This is a genomic window from Microbacterium soli (assembly GCF_039539005.1).
GTDB classification, from domain to species: Bacteria; Actinomycetota; Actinomycetes; order Actinomycetales; family Microbacteriaceae; genus Microbacterium; species Microbacterium soli.
Genome location: NZ_BAABCP010000001.1, coordinates 739,635 through 754,696, shown reverse-complemented (window position 1 = coordinate 754,696; position 15,062 = coordinate 739,635). Strand labels below are relative to the sequence as shown.

Sequence of the window (15,062 nt, the reverse complement as noted above, 5' to 3'; positions counted from 1 at the left end):
ATCGGAGACAGAATGAGATTCGGTGCGATCAGAGCATCAGACCGTCCGGGCGGTGCCCTGCTCGGGCTGCTCGTCGACGACGAGCTCCGGATTCCCGAGGGGGGACGCACCCTCCTCGACCTCCTCCGCGATGACGGCGACGCGATCGACGCGTTCGCCGACGACGCGCTCAGCGATCCGGCGCTGCGGGTTCCGATCGCCGAGGCGTCGTTGGCCTCGCCGCTGCCGAACCCGCCCACGGTACGCGACTTCATGACCTTCGAAGGGCACACGATCGGCGGGATGGGCAGGGGCGACGCGTCTGCGGTCGCGCCGGCCTGGTGGGAGATCCCGACTTTCTACTTCACCAATCCGTACGCGATCTGCGGCCCGCAGGACGATGTACCCCTCGCACCGGGAACGGAGCGCTTCGACTACGAGGTTGAGGTCGCCGCGATCATCGGCCGCGCGGGCCACAACCTCACGCTGGAGGAGGCGCGGAGCCATATCGCCGGGTACTCGCTCTTCGTGGACTGGTCGGCCCGGGACATCCAGATGCATGAGATGACCATCGGACTCGGGCCGGCCAAGGGCAAGGACACCGTCTCGACCCTGGGCCCGTGGTTCGTCACCGCCGACGAGATCGATGCGCTCACGGACTCCGCGCGCGTGGACCTGCCGCTCACGGTCTCGGTGAACGGAGTGCGGACCGGTGCGGGAAACCTGCGTGAGATGGCCTGGGAGTTCGCCGCACTCGTGTCGTACGCATCCCGAGGGACATGGGTGATGCCCGGTGATGTCCTCGGTTCCGGGACGTGCGACGACGGATGCCTCGCCGAGAGATGGGGTCGCCAGGGCCCCGACTCGGCGCCGCCGCTGGCTGTCGGCGACGTCGTCGAGATCGACGGAGGTCTCCTGGGGAGGGCGACCCATCGGATCGTGGCGTCAGCACCGCGTCACCCCCTGCCCGGCGCACGGCCGGGCGCGCACGAGAGGAGCACACATCATGTTTGAGGTCGGAGGCGTGCGGATGCGCAGACCGTTCAAGATCCGGCGTGTCTCGCATGTCGGGCTCAACGCCCGGAACATGCCGGAGATGAAACGGTGCTATGGCGACCTGCTCGGACTCGTTCAGACCGATGTCTCGGAAGGTCTCGCCGACCGATTCGATCCTGAGCACCGGATCATCCCCGAGCCCGGATCACGGGGGCTCCACTTCTACCGGTACGGAGCCGACCATCACCAGTTCGTCCTCATGGATCAGCGACTCTGGGAGATCCTGGATCCCGATCACACGACGCTGCGGGTCAATCAGCTGTCCTGGCAGGTCGGGTCGCTGGAGGAGGTGCGCAATGCGATCGAGTGCCTGGGCGGCGAGAAGCAGCGGATCACCCGCTCCGGCCGCGACATGCCGGGGTCGAACTGGCATACCTACGTCCTCGATCCCGACGGCTACACGTTCGAGCTCACGTTCGGGATGGAGCAGATCGGATGGGACAGGCTCAGCAAGCCGAGGGCGTCGTGGGACGCACTCCGGTTCGGGGAGTTCCCCGACCTGCCGCACCAGCCGGAGAACATCGAGATGGCGGGCCAGCGCGACGCGGGAGTCGATCTGCGCGCAGGATTCGAGCCCACGCCCCAGGACGGTCGATACGACGTCGACGGGGTGCGCCTGCCTCGTCCGTTCAAGATCGTCGGACTCGGTCCGCTGTCGATCGTCGTCGAGGACTTCGAGCGCTCCGTCGCCCACTACGAGCAGATCTTCGGGTTCGATCTGCGGTTTCGCGGGGAATGGAACGGGGTGCGGTTCGCAGCCTTGGCCTGCAACACCGCTCATCACGCGATGATGCTGTACGAGGCGTCCGTGCGACCTGTTCTGGGCCTCGCGGACGACGCCGGTCTCGTAGCCACGGGCTTCCAGGTGGCGAATCACCGACAACTGCGCGCCGCCGTCGGGTTCCTGACAGAGAACGGTCTCGAGGAGATCGCCGTTCCCGCGGAGCTCGTCCCCGGCTTCCGACATGTCGCGCACCTGCGGGATCCGGACGGGAACATCATTCAGCTGTACTTCCAGATGCGTCAGTGCATCACCGGTGACGGACGGGAGGGGAGTCGATCCGTCGTGGGACCCGCCGCGGACTGGCCGGCGGTCATCGACCCCAGCGACGACGTGTTCCAGGGGGAGGTCTTCATGGGACCGTGGGCATGAGTGACATCGGACGGCTGCTGGATGCCCGGCGGATCACCGCCCTGCTTTCCTCCCGCGCGGTCGCCAGCGATGACCACGACGTCGAACGCATGGTGGCCTGCCATACCGAGGATGGGATGGACGATCACGGCGACGGGCTCTCGGCCGCCCGCCGGTTCATCGAGGATGTCGCGGCCACGCGGTACCGCGACCCCGACAACGGCCCGCAGAAGCACGTCCTCGCGAACGTGATCATCGACTTCATCGATGATCACAGCGCGTTCGCGGAGAGCTACCACCTCGCGTATCACCGCATGGGCATGACCGGAACCCAGACCGACGATCTGGTCGGGGGCAGGTACCTGGACCTGCTTCGTCGGGTCCACGGACAGTGGCGCATCCAGAAGCGCACCGTCGTCTACGACTGGTCCCGCGGCCTCGATGCGAGGGACCCGGCACGACCGCGCCGCGCATCGATCGTGCGGGAACAGGAGCCCAGAGGATCAAGCAAGGAGTCGGAGGACATGTCAGACAACACAGCGCTCGACGAGCTCATCGACAAGGATGCGATCACACGCGTCCTCTACACCAGGGCTCGCGCCGCCGATCGTCGCGATCATGCGTTGGCGCTTTCGTGCTACCACGAGGGCGCGACCGAGGTGCATGAAGGTTACAGCACGACCGCGAAGGACTTCCTGCTCGAGAAGTCCCTCTATGCTCCGGGGAAGGAGGCCCCGAGCCACACGCTCATGCATCTGATAACCAATGTGCTGATCGATCTGCGCGGCGACGAGGCCTTCGTCGAGTCGTATCACCTCTGCCTCATGTCGGGCGGCACGGGGGAGGAGGAAACCGACACGATGATCGGGGGCCGCTACCTCGACACGTTCCGACGCATCGACGGCCGGTGGGCGATCGCGCATCGCGAGGTGACCTTCGACTGGTCCCGGACGGAGCCCGCCGTCCGCCGATTCTGGGACGACAACGAGAACAAGCACCTCATCTCGTTCGGAGACTTCGGGCCGGAGGACCCCCTGTATCGCTATGTCGAGCGCGGCGTGGCGCCCGGTGAGGCCTGAAGATGGCGACCCGGGACGACGGGCGGTTCGACGTCTTCGATGTGGTGGTGGTCGGATGCGGCCCGGTCGGAGCGGTTGCCGCCAACCTTCTCGCGCATGCGGGGCTGCGTGTGCTGGTCCTCGAGCGCGGCCTCGAGCCGATGGACATCCCTCGCGCGATCCACTTCGATGCGAGCATCATGCGCGTCTTCCAGTCGATCGGCATGGCGGAGGAGATCGAGGAGCAGTGCCGACTGATCGAGCGGATGGACACGTACGGCGCTGACGGGCAGTTGCTGTCCTCCAGCAGCGCTGGACGAGACGTCGACGGCTGGGGCGCGCACTACAACTTCTACCAGCCCGCGCTGGAGGTCGCACTCACCCGGAGGCTCGAGACCCGATCTTCCGTCGAGTTCCGACGCGGAGCGAACGTCGTCGGTGTCGAGTCCGATGTGCACGATGTCTCGGTGACCTGGCAGGAGGAGGGGGAGACGCGATCCGCCCGGGCCGAGTACGTGATCGCCACGGACGGGGCATCCAGCTCCGTTCGGAAATCCCTGGGGATCGTTTTGGACGACCTGGGCTTCGATGAGCCCTGGCTCGTCGTCGACGCACTGGTCGCGGATGGGCACGGGCTCCCGGAGTCCGCCTCGCAGATGTTCTGCGACCCCACCCGCCCCACCACGCTGGTTCCCGGCCCTGGCGCACACCGGCGGTGGGAGTTCATGCTCCTCGACGGCGAGGAACCGGATCGGATGCCCGATCCCGAGATCGTGTCGGCGCTTATCGGGGCCCACGTGGATCCGGCGCTGGTCACCGTCATCCGGGCGAGTGTGTACAGGTTCCACGCCCTGATCGCGAAACGGTGGCAGCACGGAAGAGTGTTCCTCGCGGGGGATGCCGCGCACCAGACGCCGCCGTTCCTTGGACAGGGCATGTGCCATGGCATTCGGGATGCGCGCGCCCTGGCCTGGCGGATGAGGGAGGTCGCGACGGGCGCCGACCCCGCACTGCTGGACACGTACCAGGCCGAGCGCGAGCCCCAGGTGAGGAGCATCGTCGCCCGCGCAGTGCAGAAGGGGCGCGAGATCTGTATTCTCGACCCGGCTCGCGCTCGCGAGCGCGACCGGGCCGTATCGGAGAGGTCGGCGTGGGGGAGCTCTCTCGACAGCACCCTGACGCTCAGCATCGATCACGGTTTCGTGCATCCGAGTCTGCCGGCCGGGACGTCCGCACTGCCGCAGGTTCTCGATGAGGGCGGTCTGCTCGATGATGCCCTCCCCGCCGGGTTCGTGATCATCGGCGAGGGCTCCGAAGGCGTGGTCGACGCATCGGGTGGGCCGGGCGCGATACCCCGGTACGCGACCTCATCCTCCTCGGTGCGCTCGTGGCTCCGACAGCAGAACGCCGCGTACGCGATCGTGCGTCCGGACCGTCATCCGTACGCTTTTGCGGCGGATGACTCCGATCTCGAGCACAAACTGACCGCACTCCGAGGTCTGCTCTTCCCCGCGTGCGCGGCCGGCGCACACCCCGGGGGAGGCCCGCTCTCGCACTGAGGCCGTCAGTACTGCGTCGGTTCAGTTCTGGTCATCTCTCCCGCTGCCCCGGCGGCGCGGGGGAGTGTACCGGGAGATGGTGAGGCGCCAGCCGTGCCGAGGAAACGATCAGAGCACGTTACGGTCGCATCCAAGACATGCCCGTGCACTGGTGTCCCCGTCATGCTCGTCTCCGCAGGGAGCGCAAGCCTGGTGTGAGCACACGGGAATCTGCGTGCGGTTCCCAGCGGAGAGGCTCGCGAGGAGACCCGGAAGACCCGCTCTACGGGATCTGCGGGGTGCGGGCGAGCGGCTCGCGGCGCGCCAGCCGCTCGGCCTGAGCGGCCTGGACGCCCCGTTCCACGACCTCGGCGAAGATCCGCCCGCCGGCCATGCCGGGATGGATGCGGTCGCCGGCGAGCAGGTCCTCGTGCGCGCTGATGGTGCCCGACCAGTCCGCCACGACCACGCCGCTGCGTGCCTCGGCGAACTCCTGCAGGTCGCTGTTGACGCCGGGGATCCAGTCGCGCGGCGCGTGTGCGTTGACGAGCACCAGGTCGCGGTCTCGCCCCACGGTGTCGGCGATCTGCTGCAGCACACCCGCATCCACGGGGCCGTTGGTGCCCAGAGCGACGACGACGTGCTCACGCAGCGTTCCCGATGCGGCCAGCGCGTCGACGATCCGCGGTCCCGCCCAGATGGAGCGCGAGACGGCGGCATCCACGGAGATCCCTGGCAGCCTCTCGTACAGGGCGGGGGCGGATGCCAGCATCACGGAGTCGCCGATGGCGGTGATGTCGTCCCCGACGATGGCCTTCGGCGCGGCCGCCCGGCGGGGCTCGGAGCGGGAGGCGGCATCCCGCATGGCCTGCTGCCCGGCACGGATGGCCATCTCGGAGGTCGTCATGGCCGGGGCGTTCGCCACGGCGGCCGTCGTCCCTCCGAGCGCCAGCACGCCCGCCAGCGTCGCGCTCAGCATGGCCAGCCTGCTCACCGGGCCGCGCGTGAACCTCATCCGCACCGCCCGCAGCGACCGCCGGAAGCCGAGCCTGCGCAGCGGCGTCTCCACGACCCGGTAGGAGATCGCAGCCGCCGTCACCGACACCACCAGCGCCGTCCAGCCCGCCCAGGCCGGCACGGCGTCGAGCGTGCCGGACACGCCGAGCCCCGATGATGCGGCCACCAGCACGAGCACCGGCCAGTGCCACAGGTAGATGCCGTACGACCTGTCGCCGATCCACCGCAGCGGCTGCACGTCGATCCCGCGCCCGAACCACGACCCGGGCAGCACTCCCGCGAGCACCGCCATCGACGACCCGACGGATGCCAGCACGAGCGTGGTGGGGAAGCCCTCGCCGCCGGGCAGCTCCGGCCGCAGCGCCGCGACGACGACGAGGCCGATGCCCAGCATTCCGAGCACGGCGCCACCGATGCGCACCAGCCGCCGACGCATCCATTCCCGCTCCGGCATGTCCCGGATGCCGAACGCGAGCGCGATCCCCAGCAGCAGCCCGAACGCGTGCGAGTCGGTGCCGAAGTAGGCGCGGGTCACGGCATCCGAAGCCACGAGCTGCGACATCCACCACGCCGACGCGGCGGCGGCCAGCAGCGCGAACGCCACGAGCACGCCGCGCACCCGCAGCACGATCAGCAGCAGGGGGAGCAGCAGCGGCCACAGCAGGTAGAACTGCTCCTCCACGGCCAGCGACCACATGTTGCGGAACAGCTCCGGCTCGGTCCCGGAGAAGTAGTCCGACCCGCCCGCCAGCGCCACCCAGTTGTAGCTGAACGTCGACGCACCCAGCAGCTGCCTGCCGATGCCGACCAGCACGTCCCCGCCGATCGCCCAGGCCACCGTCGCGCAGACCGTCAGCATGACGGCGACGGCCGGCAGCAGTCTGCGGGCGCGGCGCCGCCAGAAGTCCACCAGTCGGTGTCGCAGCGGCAGGGTGCTGGGGCGCAGCATGAGCGAGGTGATGAGGAACCCGCTCACGACGAAGAACACGTCCACGCCGACGAACCCGCCGGCCAGACCGACGCCGGGGAACAGGTGGTAGATCAGCACGAGCACGACGGCGATGGCCCGGAGCCCGTCGAGTCCCGCGTACCGCGGAACCGGGGGCGCAGAGGAGGACGTCACGGCAGGATCAGGTGCATTCCGAGAGAGAGGGCGGGGACCCTCCAGTCTAGGCTGGGCACGTGCGCATTCGCCTGGACATCGCCTACGACGGCACCCATTTCCACGGCTGGGCGCGCCAGCCCGGGCTGCGCACCGTGCAGGGCGTGCTGGAGGCCGCGCTGGCGCGCATCGTCGGGTCGGAGGTGCAGTTCGTCGTGGCGGGGCGGACGGATGCCGGGGTGCACGCATCCGGACAGGTGGCGCACGTCGACCTGGATCCCGTGCAGTGGTCGCGCGTCGAGGTGCGCAACGGCCGTGCCGCCGCGGATCCGGCGGGGTCGCTCGCCCACCGCATCCGCGGTGTTCTCGGGAAGTACCCCGACGTGACCGTGACCCGCACGAGTCTCGCGCCCGACGGGTTCGACGCGCGGTTCTCGGCCGTGTGGCGCCGGTACCGGTATCGGCTCGCCGATCAGGCCGCGGGGTACGACCCGATGCGGCGCCGCGACACGACCACGGTCCGGGCGGAGCTGGATGCGGATGCCATGGACGCGGCGGCCCGCACCCTCATCGGCCTGCACGATTTCGCGGCGTACTGCAAGCCGCGCGAGGAGGCCACGACCATCCGCACGCTGCTGGACTACCGGTGGACTCGGGATGCCGACGGCGTGCTGGTCGCCGAGGTCAAGGCCGACGCGTTCTGCCACAGCATGGTGCGCGCACTGGTCGGGGCCTGCGCGGCCGTGGGGGAGGGGAGGCTGTCCGTCGACGACGTGGCGCGGCTGCGTGACGAGCTCACCCGCACCAGCGCGTTCAAAGTGCTCCCCGCGCGGGGGCTGACGCTCAGCGAGGTGGGGTATCCGGCCGACGATCTGCTGGCATCCCGAGCCCGGCAGACCCGTGCGCGACGCGACCGGGAGTGAGCCGACTCACGGCTTCGCGGCGGTAACGTTGCCGCATGAAGGTCATCTCGTACAACCTGCGCAAGCATCGCGCGGCGTCCGAGCTGACCGCGCTGGTCGCCGAGCACGACCCCGACATCCTCTGCCTGCAGGAGTGCGACACGTCGATGCTCCCGGACGCGATCGGCGGGCTGACCCTCGCCCAGGCCACCAGTGGCAACCGGCTGGGGCTGGCGATGTACCTGCGGCGAAACCAGTTCCGTCTCGAGCGGGTGCGCACGATCGGCCTGAAGAAGTCGCTGCACGATCGGGTGCTCAAGCCCGCCGATGAGCGGGTGCTGGGTGCGAGGCTGACCAACATCGACTCGGGGCGCCATGTCGTGGTGGCCTCGTTCCACGCGGCGCCGCTGACCGCGCTGAACTCGCTGCGCCGCACGCAGATCCGGGCGGCGCTCGACGCCCTGCAGTCACTGGCGCCCGGGCAGCCCGTGCTGATGGTGGGGGACTACAACTACCCGGTGTTCAAGGAGAACCTCGGGCAGAGCGTGCGCAAGCAGGGCTACCGGTTGACCCTCAGCGACGATCGCACCTACACGCGGTACCGGGTGTTCCGCGGGCACTACGACTTCGCCACCTCCGCGGGCTTCGACATCTCCGACATCACCACGCTCCCGCAGGGCACGAGCGACCACCGTCCCATCCTCATCACGGCGGAGGCCGCGTAGGGGGGCGGTGCACGTTCCGGGCGATGCAATCAGCGTGTGCTGCGCAGGGCCGCTTTCTTTGCGGTCCAAGCGTCCAGGGCAGGCCGGGCGCTGGACGCGGCTTCTTCGAGGTAGCCCGGGTCTTCGGTGCGAGTGGTGATCTCCAGACGTAGACCATTGGGGTCGAAGAAATAGATCGACTTGATGAAACCATGGTCGACGATGTCGGTGACCTGAACGTTCGCGCTCTTGAGACGGTCCCGCAGTTTGAGGACCTTTGAGATGTCACCCACTTCCAGCGCCAGGTGTTGGACCCACGCGGGTGTGTTCGGAGACGGCAGAGGCATCTGGTCCTCACCAAGGTCGAAGAATGCGATGTAGGAGCCGTCACCCATCTCGAAGAAGATGTGAGCGTACGGCTTCTCCTCCCCCGTGCTGGGCACGACATCCGCCTGCATGCAGTTGACCAGAGGAAGCTCAAGCAAGTCCTCGTAGAAGTGCCGTGTCTCTTCGCCATCGCGGCACGGATAGGCGAAGTGGAAGAGCTTCTGTATGAGGCGTTCGTGTGTCATCTGTGCTCCTTGATTCGGGGTCGCCGAAGAGGTGGCGGCCCGCATCTGGCATACCAGTACGGTCACTATACGCACAACACGTTCGTATAATGCAAGTAGAAGTGAAACGTAATCACTGAAAAACAGATAGTTGCAATATTCAAACAGCATGTGCGAATATGACGACGTTGACGTGCAACGATGCCGTCACGGGAAGCGAGGGACGATGCCGACTCGGGAGCTGCTGGCCATCGATGTCGTCGCGTCGGGCAGGTTGGATGTCAACTCCGGCGTTGCACGTATGAGTGGCAAGACATGGGCGGTGCTCTGGCGTGGCGGGCCGCGGAGAGCATCCACGGTGGTGCTCTTCGTCCACCCGGCGTCCAATTTCATGGGTCACTATGCCACGGAGTACATGTCGACGCTCGGGGTGGACGCTGCGGGGCTGGCGACGCGTTACGTCGGGAATGACTCCGCGCTCATCATGGAGAACTGCTTGCTCGATATCGGTGCGGCCATTGCCCATCTGCGAGACCTCGGTTACGAGCGCGTCGTGCTGGTCGGAAACAGCGGCGGTGGTGGGCTCGCCGCCCTTTATCAGGCGCAGGCGGAGTCGCCGGATATCACCCGGACGCCGGCGGGGGATCCCGTCGACATCGCGGGAGCGGGCTTGTCACCGGCTGATTCCCTGGTGATGGCGATGGCGCACCCGGGGAGGGCTGTCGTCTACACAGAGGCCCTCGATGCGGCGATCGTGGACGAGCTGAACCCGTTCGCCCGAGATGAATCTCTGGACATGTTCGATCCGCGTAACGGTCCGGTGTACCCGGACGAGTTCATCCGTCGTTACCGTGAGGCGCAGATAGCACGCAACAGGCGCATCACGGAATGGGCACAGCAGACACTCATCGAGATCGCGGAGGAAGCTGAGCCGTCGGGCGGTTCCGAGGCCGATGCGTTGGACGATCTGCCGTTCGTCGTGCATGGCACTGCGGCGGACCCGCGTTTCCTCGACGGCACCATCGATCCGTCGGACCGCAAGCTCACGACGCTGTGGGGTGCACCGTGGAGTGCGAACTTCCGTCCGGCCTCGTTGGGCCACTACTCCAGCCTGCGCTCCTGGTTGAGTCAATGGAGCTACGATCTCAGTCGCGCGAACGCGTACAAGCAGTTGCCGAAGGTGCAGGCACCGGTGCTCGTCGTGTACGGCAGTGCGGACTGCGCGGCGTTTCCGAGCCATGCGCGCGGGATGGCTGATGCGGTGCGCCACGACGACGTCGAGCTTGTCGAGATCGAAGGTGCGGACCACTACTTCCAGGGCAGACCCGACCTCGCGCGGCGAATGTCGAGCATCATCGTCGATTGGGGTACTCGATGAGCGTCATCTCGACTCACGTGCTCATTGTCGGCGCCGGGCCCATCGGACTCGCTCTGGCCACGGATCTGGGCAGTCGCGGAGTCGACTGCCGGGTGGTCGAGCGGCTCGAGAGCCTTGATGTGAGCGATCCGAAGATCATGCATGTCAGCGTGCGCACGATGGAGTTCTGTCGGCGACTGGGGATATCCCAGGCGGTGCGTCATTGGGGTTTTCCGGAGGAGCATCCGCAGGATACAGCGTTCGTCACGTCGATGACAGGTCATGAACTCGCCCGGATCAATGTTCCGTCCATCGCTGATACTCCCCCTTCCCCATTCAGTCCCGAGGAAACGACACATTGCCCTCAGAACTGGTTCGATCCGATTCTGAGAGAGAGGGCTGCAGCATATTCGAGCGTTCGGTTCGAGTATGGAAAGGAACTGATCGGCTACGACCAGGACGACAACGGCGTGGAAGCGCGTCTGCGCGATGTGGTCGACGGTGCGGAAGAGACGATTCACGCGCAATACCTCGTGGCGTGTGACGGATATCACAGTACTGTGCGTCCGACGTTCGGTGTCTCCATGACCGGACGGCAGCGGGTGGACTACTCGGTCAATATCCTTTTCCGGAGCGGTGCGCTGCGCGGCGCGCAGCCATTCGCTGATGCGTTGCGGTACGTACTCATCGGTCCAGAAGGGACGTGGGGCACGTTGTGGTCGGTGGATGGCCGTGACGTGTGGCGGTTGACGGTCTACGGCACTGACGGCGCAGGGATCAACGCGCTCGACCCCGACGACGCGATCGATCGGCTCGGGCTTCCCGGCCTGCGCTACGAGATCCTCTCTGTCACGAGATGGACGAGGCGGGCGCTCGTGGCCGAGCGCATGCAGGACCGTCGAGTGTTCCTCGCAGGGGACTCTGCTCACGTCACACCGCCGAACGGAGGATTGGGCATGAACACAGGCTTCGCGGACGCGATGAACTTGGGATGGAAGCTCGCCGCCGTGTTGGAGGGCTGGGCGGACGCCGGTTTGCTCGACACATATGAGACGGAGCGGATGCCGGTTGTCCAGTTCGCCGTCGACGAGGCGATGCGTAACTACACACGCATCACAGAGGACACGACGCTCGACGGTTTGGACGCCGACACGGATGAGGGCGAGCGTATCCGCGAGGAACTCGGCAGTCGGTTGAGAGCGGAGAATGTGAAGGCGTGGCGTCCGGTTGGCGTGCACCTCGGGTATGTGTACAGTTCGTCTGCGATCGTCGCAGATGCGTCACCACAGCAATCCGAATCAGAAGAGTCAGAAGAGTATGAACCGAGCACGATACCGGGCGTTCGAGCACCGCATGCTTGGTTGCGTGATGGGCGGTCCACTCTAGACCTCTTCGGCGCGGGATATGCGCTGCTCACGTTCGGCGCGGACAGGGACAACATCGCGGAGTTCCTTCGTGCTGCCGCGCTTCATTCCGTTCCCGTCGAAGTGCATGACCTCACCGACCAGGGGTTCGCATCGCTGTATCAACGGCGGCTGGTGCTCGTGCGGCCGGACGGACATGTCGCATGGCGCGGCGATGAGTTCACCGATGTCAATCTGTTGGTGGACTCTCTGCGGGGAGTCAGATCTTCTGGGGACTGTTCTCCCCGTTGAGAGCTGTGTCTCCTGCGCCAGATCGAGTCAGGGCGCGTCGACTTCAAGTATCGGTGACATGACAGTAGACCCCATGTAATCCAGCTCACAGTAAGGACACTTTCAATGAAGAAGACTGTTCTGCGAAGCGTCTTGACGCTTGCCGTCGTCGGCGTGACCCTCGCCACGACAATCGGCTGCACCAGTTCCAAGGCGACTTCCGATTCTGATGCTGTAATCGTTCCGGGAGTGACGGAAGACAGCATCACTCTGGGAATCATCGCCGACCTGACCGGACCTTTCGCGTCGACGGGAGTCCCCACGGTGGAGGGGGCGAAACACTATTGGCAGACGCACCAGGTCTGCGAGCGCTCCGTGGAGCTCGTCGTCAAGGACACGGAGTACAAGACGGATCGGGCGAAGACGGCTTACGCGGAACTGCGAGACGACGTACTTGCCATCCAAGCCACCACTGCCACTCCGATCACAGTCGTCAACATGGACGACTTCGCGAAAGACGACATGATGGTCATCGCCGTGCCGGCGCCGGATCTCGCCGAGAACGACAACATTCTGCTGGCGGGGACGCTGAATGATGTCGAGATGATGAACGGTGTCTCGTACGCCGTCGATAACCTCGGTGTCCAGGAGGGTGATGTCATCGGAGCGATCTATCTCAACAATGACTTCGGCAAGGCGTCTCTGGTGGGTGTGGAGGAGGCGGCGGACCTTGCCGGCCTCACGCTCGTCTCACAGCCGGCCGAAGTCACGGACAAGGACATGACGGCGCAGATCACGGCCCTCGGTGGCGCGGGCGTGAGCGCCGTGTTCGTGGCAGGAAGCGCCGGTGTCCTCAACTCGGCGGTGACGATAGCTCGTGCTCAGGGGCTGGACGTGCCGTTCATCGCGAGTGCAGGCGCGTTCGATGCCTCTGCATTGGAGACGTCTGCGGGACCAGGACTTGAAGAGAACACGTACTTCGTCGCCTACGTCGCCCCATTCGGCGACGGATCTGACGGCCCATCGGCGAACAGAGCGGCTCTCGAGGAGAGCGGAAGTGGCGCGCATCCATCGCATTGGATGAACTTGGGATGGGGTATGGCGACCATCATGGACCAGGCGCTCAGTGCCGCGTGCAAGGACGGAGACCTGACCCGGGCAGGCCTTCTCGCGGTGGTCGATGGTCTCGGAGAGGTGGAAACCGGCGGTGCCATCGTTCCGCTCGAGTTCGATCTGCGTTCGCCGGGGATGATGAGCTATGTTCTGCGGCCTGATCCGAGCATGATCGACGGGTTGCGCATCGAGGAGCAGCCCTTCATCGGTGAGCTCACCGCGACCCTGAACGAGTGAGGCCGATGACCAGGGGGAGGGAGCCGCGGTGCGGCTTCCTCCTCGGGTCCCGTGTGCTCGATCCTGACGAGTGAAGAGGTGCATGAATGACGAGTGCTCTTGCGGTGGATGGCCTGCGGGTCCTCTACAACAGGTCGATCATCGGACTTTCCGACGTCTCGCTCTCTGTCGAACAGGGGCAGCTTGTGGCTCTGCTGGGAAGCAATGGGGCGGGTAAGACGACGTTACTGCGTGCTCTCTCGCTCACTCTCGGTTACTGTCGTGGGCATATCGCCGCCGGCTCGATGGAGGTCTTCGGACGTACTCTTTCTGGGAGGAACCCGCATGCGGCTGTCTTGGCCGGTATAGCCCACGTGCCGGAGGGACGCAGAGTCTTCACACGACTCACGGTCGAAGAGAACCTTCGTGCGGGTGGATTCGCCGCCAAGACTGCGAGGGATCGACAACGGGCGAAGGATCGGGTGTTCGCTCTGTTTCCCCAGCTGGCTGAGAAGAGGAACATCCGCGCGGGACTGATGTCCGGCGGCGAGCAGCAGATGATCGCCATCGGTCGGGCGCTCATGTCCAATCCCGATCTGCTGATGCTCGACGAACCCTCGCTCGGACTCTCGCCTCAGACGATCGAACGGGTTGCAGATGCGATCAGGACCGTGAACAGCGAGGGCACAACGGTGCTGCTTGTCGAGCAGAACGCGGGTATGGCTCTCCGCATCGCCGAGTACGCATACGTCCTGGATATGGGCAGGATTGTGCTCTCGGGGGAGAGCAGTGAATTGGCGACGTCTCCGGAAGTGATCGAGAGATATCTCGGCGGGGTGGATGCGGTGGCGAAGCAGCCGACCTCGGAAGTCCGACCCGTACTCACCCGCTGGAGCTCGACATGACTTCGATGCTCTCGATGGTCGGTGTCTCAAAGCAGTTCGGAGGTGTTGTCGCACTCGCGGATGTGAACCTCCAAGTTCAAGAGAGCGAGATCCATGCTCTCATCGGACCGAATGGTGCAGGCAAGAGCACGCTGCTCAATCTGTTGTCGGGCATCTACCGGCCGACAGCCGGAGAGATCCGTGTGAGAGACGCACCGATGTCTGATCTGAGGGCTGACGACCTCGTGCGGCGAGGCGTGGCGCGCACCTTCCAGAATCTTGCGCTCGGGCGCGGGCGAACAGTGCGCGAGAACCTGTTGGACGGTCGCCATCATCTCTTCTCGGCCGGAATCGTCGGCTTTGCCTTCAGATCCGCCCGCGCGCGGCGAGACGAAGCCGTTCATCGCTCTCGCGTGCATGAAGTGGCAGAGTTCCTCGGCCTTGACGATGTGCTGGACCGGCCGGCTGGAACGCTTCCCTACGGAGTGCAGAAGCGAGTGGAATTCGCTAGAGCGCTGTGTGCCGAGCCGCGGGTAGTCATCCTCGACGAACCCGTCGCTGGAATGAGCGCAGAAGAGATGTCGGTGATGGCTCAGGCCATCCGTGAAGCCCATTCCGCGCTCGATCTCACGATACTTCTCGTCGAGCACAACATGTCGTTCGTCATGGGGCTCGCCGACACGGTCTCCGTGCTCGACTTCGGGCGGATCATCGCCACGGGCACGCCGGCGCACGTCACACGTGACCCGCAGGTGATCCGTTCCTATCTGGGCCTGGATGCGGGGTCGTCAGATTCCTACGAAAAGGGAGAGGAGTGAC

13 protein-coding genes are annotated in these 15,062 nt (G+C 65.8%); 11 read left to right on the top strand and 2 right to left on the bottom strand.

Features of this window, described 5'->3' with window-relative positions; genetic code table 11:
* The first annotated feature begins 12 nt into the window (after window positions 1-12).
* The 4 genes from ABD770_RS03475 to ABD770_RS03460 are packed head-to-tail and all read left to right on the top strand — an operon-like array spanning window position 13 to window position 4,784.
* Window positions 13-993 (top strand): fumarylacetoacetate hydrolase family protein, encoded by a 981-nt coding sequence (locus tag ABD770_RS03475; RefSeq protein WP_344818109.1) that lies wholly within the window; start codon window positions 13-15, stop codon window positions 991-993.
* Window positions 986-2,188, top strand: coding sequence for a VOC family protein (locus tag ABD770_RS03470; RefSeq protein WP_344818108.1), 1,203 nt, complete (start codon window positions 986-988; stop codon window positions 2,186-2,188). The genes ABD770_RS03475 and ABD770_RS03470 overlap by 8 nt, the downstream gene beginning before the upstream one ends.
* Window positions 2,185-3,246: a nuclear transport factor 2 family protein gene (locus ABD770_RS03465; protein WP_344818107.1), complete on the top strand. Its 1,062-nt coding sequence runs from the start codon at window positions 2,185-2,187 to the stop codon at window positions 3,244-3,246. Before ABD770_RS03470 ends, ABD770_RS03465 begins: the two co-directional genes overlap by 4 nt.
* 2 nt (window positions 3,247-3,248) lie before the next feature.
* Window positions 3,249-4,784 carry a bifunctional 3-(3-hydroxy-phenyl)propionate/3-hydroxycinnamic acid hydroxylase gene (locus ABD770_RS03460; protein ID WP_344818106.1) on the top strand — a complete coding sequence of 512 codons (1,536 nt, stop codon included), beginning with the start codon at window positions 3,249-3,251 and terminating at the stop codon, window positions 4,782-4,784.
* A 262-nt stretch (window positions 4,785-5,046) separates the two neighbouring features.
* Here the strand turns inward: ABD770_RS03460 and ABD770_RS03455 are convergent, their stop codons facing one another.
* Window positions 5,047-6,903, bottom strand: coding sequence for an acyltransferase family protein (locus ABD770_RS03455; protein WP_344818105.1), 1,857 nt, complete (start codon window positions 6,901-6,903; stop codon window positions 5,047-5,049).
* Window positions 6,904-6,962: 59 nt separating this feature from the next.
* On the opposite strand from ABD770_RS03455, the gene truA reads away from it, so the two are divergent.
* Together truA and ABD770_RS03445 are read left to right on the top strand one after the other, a co-directional pair.
* Window positions 6,963-7,805: a tRNA pseudouridine(38-40) synthase TruA gene (gene truA / locus ABD770_RS03450; protein ID WP_344818104.1), complete on the top strand. Its 843-nt coding sequence runs from the start codon at window positions 6,963-6,965 to the stop codon at window positions 7,803-7,805.
* 35 nt (window positions 7,806-7,840) lie between these two features.
* Window positions 7,841-8,509, top strand: a complete 669-nt coding sequence (locus ABD770_RS03445) for an endonuclease/exonuclease/phosphatase family protein (protein ID WP_344818103.1) — start codon at window positions 7,841-7,843, stop codon at window positions 8,507-8,509.
* 29 nt (window positions 8,510-8,538) lie between these two features.
* Here ABD770_RS03445 and ABD770_RS03440 read toward each other — a convergent pair whose 3' ends face one another.
* Window positions 8,539-9,060, bottom strand: a complete 522-nt coding sequence (locus ABD770_RS03440) for a VOC family protein (RefSeq protein ID WP_344818102.1) — start codon at window positions 9,058-9,060, stop codon at window positions 8,539-8,541.
* A gap of 148 nt (window positions 9,061-9,208) precedes the next feature.
* On the opposite strand from ABD770_RS03440, the gene ABD770_RS03435 reads away from it, so the two are divergent.
* From ABD770_RS03435 to ABD770_RS03415, 5 genes are all read left to right on the top strand, one after another.
* On the top strand, window positions 9,209-10,417 hold the full coding sequence (locus ABD770_RS03435; protein ID WP_344818101.1) for a hypothetical protein: 1,209 nt from the start codon (window positions 9,209-9,211) through the stop codon (window positions 10,415-10,417).
* Window positions 10,414-12,051 carry an FAD-dependent monooxygenase gene (locus tag ABD770_RS03430; protein WP_344818100.1) on the top strand — a complete coding sequence of 546 codons (1,638 nt, stop codon included), beginning with the start codon at window positions 10,414-10,416 and terminating at the stop codon, window positions 12,049-12,051. The genes ABD770_RS03435 and ABD770_RS03430 overlap by 4 nt, the downstream gene beginning before the upstream one ends.
* A 105-nt stretch (window positions 12,052-12,156) precedes the next feature.
* A complete protein-coding gene (locus ABD770_RS03425; RefSeq protein WP_344818099.1) occupies window positions 12,157-13,380 on the top strand; it encodes an ABC transporter substrate-binding protein in 1,224 nt (407 codons plus the stop codon).
* A gap of 86 nt (window positions 13,381-13,466) precedes the next feature.
* Window positions 13,467-14,264 carry an ABC transporter ATP-binding protein gene (locus ABD770_RS03420; RefSeq protein ID WP_425562725.1) on the top strand — a complete coding sequence of 266 codons (798 nt, stop codon included), beginning with the start codon at window positions 13,467-13,469 and terminating at the stop codon, window positions 14,262-14,264.
* Window positions 14,261-15,061 carry an ABC transporter ATP-binding protein gene (locus tag ABD770_RS03415; protein ID WP_344818098.1) on the top strand — a complete coding sequence of 267 codons (801 nt, stop codon included), beginning with the start codon at window positions 14,261-14,263 and terminating at the stop codon, window positions 15,059-15,061. Before ABD770_RS03420 ends, ABD770_RS03415 begins: the two co-directional genes overlap by 4 nt.
* Window position 15,062 lies beyond the last annotated feature (1 nt).

Excerpts from the sequence above, each read along its gene's own strand:
- ABD770_RS03440 (WP_344818102.1), bottom strand. The coding sequence starts at position 9,060 with ATGACACACGAACGCCTCATACAGAAGCTCTTCCACTTCGCCTATCCG.
- ABD770_RS03470 (WP_344818108.1), top strand. The coding sequence starts at position 986 with ATGTTTGAGGTCGGAGGCGTGCGGATGCGCAGACCGTTCAAGATCCGG.
- ABD770_RS03475 (WP_344818109.1), top strand. The coding sequence starts at position 13 with ATGAGATTCGGTGCGATCAGAGCATCAGACCGTCCGGGCGGTGCCCTG.
- ABD770_RS03415 (WP_344818098.1), top strand. The coding sequence starts at position 14,261 with ATGACTTCGATGCTCTCGATGGTCGGTGTCTCAAAGCAGTTCGGAGGT.
- ABD770_RS03445 (WP_344818103.1), top strand. The coding sequence starts at position 7,841 with ATGAAGGTCATCTCGTACAACCTGCGCAAGCATCGCGCGGCGTCCGAG.
- ABD770_RS03460 (WP_344818106.1), top strand. The coding sequence starts at position 3,249 with ATGGCGACCCGGGACGACGGGCGGTTCGACGTCTTCGATGTGGTGGTG.
- ABD770_RS03425 (WP_344818099.1), top strand. The coding sequence starts at position 12,157 with ATGAAGAAGACTGTTCTGCGAAGCGTCTTGACGCTTGCCGTCGTCGGC.
- ABD770_RS03430 (WP_344818100.1), top strand. The coding sequence starts at position 10,414 with ATGAGCGTCATCTCGACTCACGTGCTCATTGTCGGCGCCGGGCCCATC.
- ABD770_RS03435 (WP_344818101.1), top strand. The coding sequence starts at position 9,209 with ATGTGCGAATATGACGACGTTGACGTGCAACGATGCCGTCACGGGAAG.
- ABD770_RS03465 (WP_344818107.1), top strand. The coding sequence starts at position 2,185 with ATGAGTGACATCGGACGGCTGCTGGATGCCCGGCGGATCACCGCCCTG.
- ABD770_RS03420 (WP_425562725.1), top strand. The coding sequence starts at position 13,467 with ATGACGAGTGCTCTTGCGGTGGATGGCCTGCGGGTCCTCTACAACAGG.